The sequence below is a fragment of the Mariprofundus erugo genome (assembly GCF_005818865.1).
Classification (GTDB): Bacteria; Pseudomonadota; Zetaproteobacteria; order Mariprofundales; family Mariprofundaceae; genus Mariprofundus; species Mariprofundus erugo.
Genome location: NZ_VBRY01000031.1, coordinates 1 through 451, shown reverse-complemented (window position 1 = coordinate 451; position 451 = coordinate 1). Strand labels below are relative to the sequence as shown.

Sequence of the window (451 nt, the reverse complement as noted above, 5' to 3'; positions counted from 1 at the left end):
ATCAATGATAGTTTACAAAAACATTTATCCCAATGATTTTACGGAATTGAGTTTAAACAAAGGAGAATTATTTAAAATTATTGTAAATAAACATAAGTACATTAAAGAAATAATAAAGACGTTAAACGAAGATATTTCAAAAATAGAAAGCAAAATAGAAGTAACAGAATCCGTAAGATTAAGAAACCTTAAAGAATTAAGACTTCTTTACATATCGAAAATAATTGAAAAGATTAACCAGTCTGGACAAGCATTCAAAAGTTTCTATATTGATAATAGACAGGTTAATATTATTCAAGCAGTAGAAGATGATGTTTTTGATACATTAAGAAATCAAACGTCTATTCAATACCTTTACCAAAATAATATTGGGTATCGAACAAATCTCAATTAGGATTTTGAAAATATTGAATCAGAAGTAGATTCAAAATATACTTATAAAGAGCGTGAG

1 pseudogene is annotated in these 451 nt (G+C 25.3%); it reads left to right on the top strand.

Annotation, left to right across the window (positions count from 1 at the left end):
• A pseudogene (locus tag FEF65_RS13450) lies at positions 1-394 on the top strand (P-loop NTPase fold protein); the annotation flags it as partial.
• Positions 395-451 lie beyond the last annotated feature (57 nt).